This window comes from Pseudomonas sp. FG86 (assembly GCF_057808775.1).
Genome location: NZ_JBMDIS010000165.1, coordinates 1 through 5,569 on the forward strand (window position 1 = coordinate 1; position 5,569 = coordinate 5,569).

Consider the following 5,569-nt stretch of genomic DNA (forward strand, 5'->3'; position numbering starts at 1 on the left):
GAGTGCGGTGTACCAGATATTCCGCAGAGACTGGTTTTGGGGCTGCTGCGCAGCCCAACGCGGGGCAAGCCCGCTCGCCACAACCAGCCCGCTCGCCACAAGGGGGCTAGTTTGCTGCGCGATAGCGCTGTCGTGGGGCCTGTCGTGAGACCTCCCACATTGTCGAATGCATTTCAAAGTGAGCGCTTGAGGGTCTCGCTCGGCAGTTCCTTGAACAGCGCTCTATAGCTGTTAGAGAACCGCCCCAAATGCCAGAACGACCAGTTCATCGCCACTTCGGCCACGGTCGTTCCGCTACCGCTCAACAACTCCCGCCGTGCGCCGTTCAAGCGACGCAAGCGCAACCACTGCGCCGGGCTCATCCCGGTGTAGGTCTTGAAGCCCTGCTGCAACTGGCGCAGCGGCACGCCGGCGATACGCGCCAGTTCCAGCAGGTTGACGCTTTCATCGGGTGCATCCGCCGCCCATTCGCCAATGCGTGCCATCAACTGGCGTTCTTGGCTGCGCCGCTGCAATGAACTGCGGTCCAGGCACACGCATGCGTTATCGAGAATGAACAGGCAATCGTCGAGCAACTGTTGGGTGAGGGTGTCGCGGCTGGCCGGGTCGATCGTGTTGGACAAGCGCGTCAGGGTTCCACTGAGCCAGCGACTGAACAACGCATTCTGTTGGCAGAGCAGCGGCGCCATGAACAGCCCTTCGAGTTTCGCCACATCCAGCCCATGGCGCTGCACGAACTGCGGGCCGAACACCACCGCCACTTCACGGTAGTTCTCCGGGGTGATCCACGTGTTGCGGCTTTCACCATTCAGCAGGTACAGCGCGTTGTCGCTGCCATCGAAACAGAACGCCAGGGACCCCGGCGGCGCATTGAAATGCTGCTCCACACGGGTGTTCATGCACTCTTCGTAGACCTCGACGCCTTGCAGGTCGAGGTAGCGGATGCGGCCGGCGAAATGCCCCGGGGACATCTGCTGGTACTGCTGTACCCAGCCGGGTGTCGCACGGCATTGAGCGGCCACATCACCGGTGGTGAAGGCCTGTACGCGCAAGGCGGTTGCCTGTGTCATGGGGTGATCCGTACGCACTCTATTGGTGCGTTGTGGTTCGTGCAAAGTGGATAGATGCCGTTCGACGGCTGGCCCAAGATAGACCTCAATGCGCCAGGAGTACAGGCCGGCGCAGCACTCCACCCATGACGAGGTCCTTATGAACGCCCCCTTCGATCAGCTGTCCGCCTGGCTGAAAGAACACAAGATTACCGAGGTCGAATGCGTGATCAGTGATTTGACTGGCATTGCACGCGGCAAGATCGCACCCACCAACAAGTTCCTGCATGAGCGAGGCATGCGCCTGCCGGAAAGTGTGTTGCTGCAAACGGTAACCGGGGACTTTGTCGACGACGATATCTACTACGACCTGCTTGACCCGGCCGACATCGACATGGTCTGCCGCCCGGTGGCCAATGCCACCTATGTGGTGCCGTGGGCGATTGAACCCACCGCCATCGTGATCCACGACACCTTCGACAAACAGGGCAACCCCGTCGAACTGTCGCCGCGCAATGTGCTCAAGAAGGTCCTGCAGCTCTACACCGAGCAAGGCTGGCAGCCGATTGTCGCGCCGGAAATGGAGTTCTACCTGACTCAGCGCTGCGAAGACCCGGACCTGCCGCTGAAAACCCCGGTGGGCCGTTCCGGCCGTGCCGAGACCGGTCGCCAGTCGTTTTCCATCGACGCGGCCAACGAGTTCGACCCGCTGTTCGAGGACGTCTATGACTGGTGCGAAGCCCAGGGCCTGGACCTCGATACGCTGATCCACGAAGACGGCCCGGCGCAGATGGAAATCAACTTCCGCCATGGCGACGCGTTGGACCTTGCTGACCAGATCACCGTGTTCAAGCGCACCCTGCGCGAGGCCGCGCTCAAGCACAATGTGGCCGCGACCTTCATGGCCAAGCCCGTGGCCGATGAGCCGGGCAGCGCCATGCACCTGCACCAGAGCGTGGTGGAGATCGCCACGGGCAAGCCGGTGTTTGTCGACGCCGACGGCAAGATGAGCCAACTGTTCCTGCATCACATTGGCGGGTTGCAGAAGTACATCCCCAAACTGTTGCCGATGTTCGCGCCGAACGTGAACTCGTTCCGCCGCTTTTTACCGGACACATCGGCACCGGTCAATGTGGAGTGGGGCGAAGAAAACCGCACGGTCGGCCTGCGCGTGCCCACCTCGAACCCCGACGCCATGCGCGTGGAGAACCGTCTGCCCGGCGCGGATGCCAACCCTTACCTTGCGATAGCCGCCAGCCTGCTGTGTGGCTACCTGGGCATGATCGAACGGATCGAACCCAGCGCCCCGGTGGAGGGCCGCGCCTACGAGCGGCGCAACCTGCGCCTGCCCATCACCCTCGAAGACGCCCTGGTGCGCATGGAGGAGTGCGCGACGGTCAAGCAGTACCTGGGCGACAAGTTCGTGCGTGGCTACGTCGCGGTCAAACGCGCCGAACATGAGAATTTCAAGCGGGTGATCAGTTCCTGGGAGCGTGAGTTCCTGTTGTTGAGCGTCTAAATAATCATAAAGGGGTGTCGATATGCGTCTCGTGAAAAAGCTTCTCCCGCTGGCCCTGGTGGCGGCGTTCAGCAGTGCCAGCCAGGCGGCGCCAACCGTCAGCGTCTACAACTGGACCGACTACATCGGCGAAACCACCCTGGCCGATTTCCAGGCCAAGACGGGGATCAAGGTGATCTACGACGTGTTCGACTCCAACGAAACCCTGGAGGGCAAGTTGCTGGCGGGGCGCACCGGGTATGACGTGGTGGTGCCGTCCAACCACTTCCTCGCGCGCCAGGTGAAGGCCGGCGCGTTCCTCAAGCTGGACCGTGCGCAGTTGCCCAACTTCAAGAACCTCGACCCCAAGCTGCTCAAGCTGCTGGAGAAAAACGACCCCGGCAACGCGCACTCGGTGCCGTACCTGTGGGGCACCAATGGCATCGGCTATAACGTCGACAAGGTCAAGCAGGTGCTGGGCATCGACCATATCGATTCGTGGGCGGTACTGTTCGAGCCGGAGAACCTCAAGAAGCTCAACCAGTGCGGCGTGGCCTTCCTTGACTCGGCGGACGAGCTGTTCCCGGCGATCCTCAATTACATGGGCAAGGACCCGCGCAGCGAGAATCCCAAGGACTACCAGGAAGCCGAGGCCAAGTTGCTGACGCTGCGCCCCTACATCACCTACTTCCATTCTTCCAAGTACATCTCGGACTTGGCCAACGGTGATATCTGCGTAGCCTTTGGTTATTCCGGCGACGTATTCCAGGCCGCCAACCGCGCCAAGGAAGCCAAGAACGGGGTGAACATTGCCTACTCGATTCCCAAGGAAGGCTCCAACCTGTGGTTTGACCTGCTGGCGATTCCGGCCGATGCGAGCAACCCGAAAGAAGCCCACGCGTTTATCAACTACCTGCTGGATCCCGAAGTGATTGCCAAGGTCAGTGCCTCGGTCGGCTATGCCAACGCCAACCCGGCGGCGAAGGCGTTCATGGACCCGGAACTGGTGAACAACCCTGAGGTGTATCCGTCCCAGGAAGTCCTCGACAAACTCTATATTTCCACCACGCCGACCCCGGCGACCATGCGCCTGATGACCCGCGCGTGGAGCAAAGTGAAGACCAATAAATGATGCAGTCCCGTGACCACGCCCGTTCCTATTACCGAGCCACGGCCAACGCGGTTGTCGAGCGCCCTTCACTGGGCGCCGACTTGACCGCCGACGTGTGTGTGATCGGCGGCGGGTTCACCGGCGTCAACACGGCCATCGAGCTGGCGCAGCGCGGGCTCTCGGTGATCCTGCTGGAGGCCCGACGCATCGGTTGGGGAGCCAGCGGGCGTAATGGCGGGCAGTTGATTCGCGGTATCGGCCATGACGTGGCGGGGTTTGCCAAGTACGTGGGCGAGGAGGGCGTGCGTTACCTGGAGCGTGCCGGGATCGATTCGGTGGCGTTGGTGGGTGAACGCATTATCGAGCACAGCATCGACTGCGACTTGCGCTGGGGCTTTTGTGAACTGGCCAATACCCCGGCGCAGTTTGCTGCGTTCAACGGCGAGCAGGAGCACCTGGCGGCATTGGGGTATGCCCATGAAACCCGCCTGGTGGGCCCTCTGGATATACAACAGGTGGTGGGTTCGACGGTCTATGCCGGTGGCCTGGTGGACATGGGGTCCGGGCATTTGCACCCACTCAATCTGGTGCTGGGTGAGGCGCGGGTCGCCGAGTCCCTCGGCGTGCAGATCTTTGAACACACCGAGGTGGTGGAACTGATCCATGGCGACACGGTTAAGGTGCGTTGCGCCGCCGGCACGGTGCGTGCTGCCAACCTGGTGCTGGCGTGCAATGCACATCTGGAAGAACTGGAGCCGCGCTTGAGTGGCAAGGTGCTGCCCGCCGGCAGCTACATCATCGCCACTGAGCCGTTGTCGCCGGCGCTGGCCCGTCAACTGATCCCACAGAACCTGGCGCTGTGCGACCAGAAAGTCGGCCTGGATTACTACCGGCTATCCGCAGACCGTCGCCTGTTGTTCGGTGGCGCTTGCCATTACTCCGGACGCGATCCGGTGGACATCGCGGCCTATATGCGGCCGAAAATGCTCAAGGTGTTCCCACAGCTGGCCACCACCGCCATCGAGTTCCAATGGGGCGGCAAGATCGGCATTACCGCCAACCGCTTCCCCCAGGTCGGGCGCTTGAAGCAGTACCCCAACGTGTTCTACGCCCAGGGGTATTCCGGGCATGGGCTGAACGTCACCCATTGGTGCGCGCGACTGCTGGCCGAAGGCATTCACGCCGGTACAAGCCCAGGCCTGGATATTTTCAGCCGGGTGCCCCACATGACCTTCCCCGGCGGCAAGGCATTGCGTTCGCCGCTGCTGGCACTGGGGATGTTGTGGTATCGGTTGAGGGAATTGATGCATTGACGTGCAGGGCGTGGCAGTCTGGGCGACGTTTTCCCATGACTTCTGGAGATTTACCGTGCCAAAAGCAGCCGCAGTAATTGAAATTCCGGTATCGGCCGATCAGGTCTGGCAGCTGGTGGGTGGCTTCAACAGCCTGCCGGACTGGCTGCCGCAGATTACCAAGAGCGAGCTCGGTGAAGGCGGCCGCGTACGTCACCTGCAAACCGCTGACGGCGGCGTGGTGGTCGAGCGTTTGCAGACTTTCGATAACGTGGCGCGCACCTACAGCTATACGATTGAACAGTCGCCGTTTCCGGTGAGTGCGTACCTATCGACGCTGCAGGTCGAGGCGCTGACGGAGTCGTCGGCCAAGGTGACCTGGTCGGGCGTGTTTACCCCGGCGGCGGGTACCACGGATGCCGCGGTGGAAGCGTTGTTTGCCGGGGTTTACAAAGGCGGGGTCGAGGCGTTGCGGGCGAATTTCCCGGGCTGATCCGCTCTATCAGGGTAGCGTTGTCGCGCATCAAACTGCCCCCCTCTGTGGCGAGCGGGCCTGTTGTGGCTAGCGTGCTTGTTGTGGCGAGCGGGCTTGCCCCGCGTTGGGCTGCGAAGCAGCCCC

Annotated in this window: 5 protein-coding genes; 4 read left to right on the forward strand and 1 reads right to left on the reverse strand. The window is 61.9% G+C overall.

Features of this window, described 5'->3' with window-relative positions:
- Nucleotides 1-173 precede the first annotated feature (173 nt).
- Nucleotides 174-1,070, reverse strand: a complete 897-nt coding sequence (locus tag ACODSV_RS35850) for a helix-turn-helix domain-containing protein (RefSeq protein WP_150056096.1) — start codon at nucleotides 1,068-1,070, stop codon at nucleotides 174-176.
- A 139-nt stretch (nucleotides 1,071-1,209) separates the two neighbouring features.
- On the opposite strand from ACODSV_RS35850, the gene ACODSV_RS35855 reads away from it, so the two are divergent.
- Genes ACODSV_RS35855 through ACODSV_RS35870 form a run of 4 tightly spaced genes read left to right on the forward strand, consistent with a single transcriptional unit; the run spans nucleotide 1,210 to nucleotide 5,443 of the window.
- Nucleotides 1,210-2,568 carry a glutamine synthetase family protein gene (locus ACODSV_RS35855; RefSeq protein ID WP_150056097.1) on the forward strand — a complete coding sequence of 453 codons (1,359 nt, stop codon included), beginning with the start codon at nucleotides 1,210-1,212 and terminating at the stop codon, nucleotides 2,566-2,568.
- Nucleotides 2,569-2,590: 22 nt separating this feature from the next.
- On the forward strand, nucleotides 2,591-3,679 hold the full coding sequence (locus tag ACODSV_RS35860; RefSeq protein WP_024076033.1) for a polyamine ABC transporter substrate-binding protein: 1,089 nt from the start codon (nucleotides 2,591-2,593) through the stop codon (nucleotides 3,677-3,679).
- Nucleotides 3,676-4,971, forward strand: coding sequence for an NAD(P)/FAD-dependent oxidoreductase (locus ACODSV_RS35865; protein WP_454843584.1), 1,296 nt, complete (start codon nucleotides 3,676-3,678; stop codon nucleotides 4,969-4,971). The genes ACODSV_RS35860 and ACODSV_RS35865 overlap by 4 nt, the downstream gene beginning before the upstream one ends.
- Nucleotides 4,972-5,026: 55 nt before the next feature.
- A complete protein-coding gene (locus ACODSV_RS35870) occupies nucleotides 5,027-5,443 on the forward strand; it encodes an SRPBCC family protein (RefSeq protein WP_150056547.1) in 417 nt (138 codons plus the stop codon).
- Nucleotides 5,444-5,569 lie beyond the last annotated feature (126 nt).

Coding starts and splice junctions, on each gene's coding strand:
- ACODSV_RS35860 (WP_024076033.1), top strand. CDS start 2,591: ATGCGTCTCGTGAAAAAGCTTCTCCCGCTGGCCCTGGTGGCGGCGTTC.
- ACODSV_RS35865 (WP_454843584.1), top strand. CDS start 3,676: ATGATGCAGTCCCGTGACCACGCCCGTTCCTATTACCGAGCCACGGCC.
- ACODSV_RS35855 (WP_150056097.1), top strand. CDS start 1,210: ATGAACGCCCCCTTCGATCAGCTGTCCGCCTGGCTGAAAGAACACAAG.
- ACODSV_RS35850 (WP_150056096.1), bottom strand. CDS start 1,070: ATGACACAGGCAACCGCCTTGCGCGTACAGGCCTTCACCACCGGTGAT.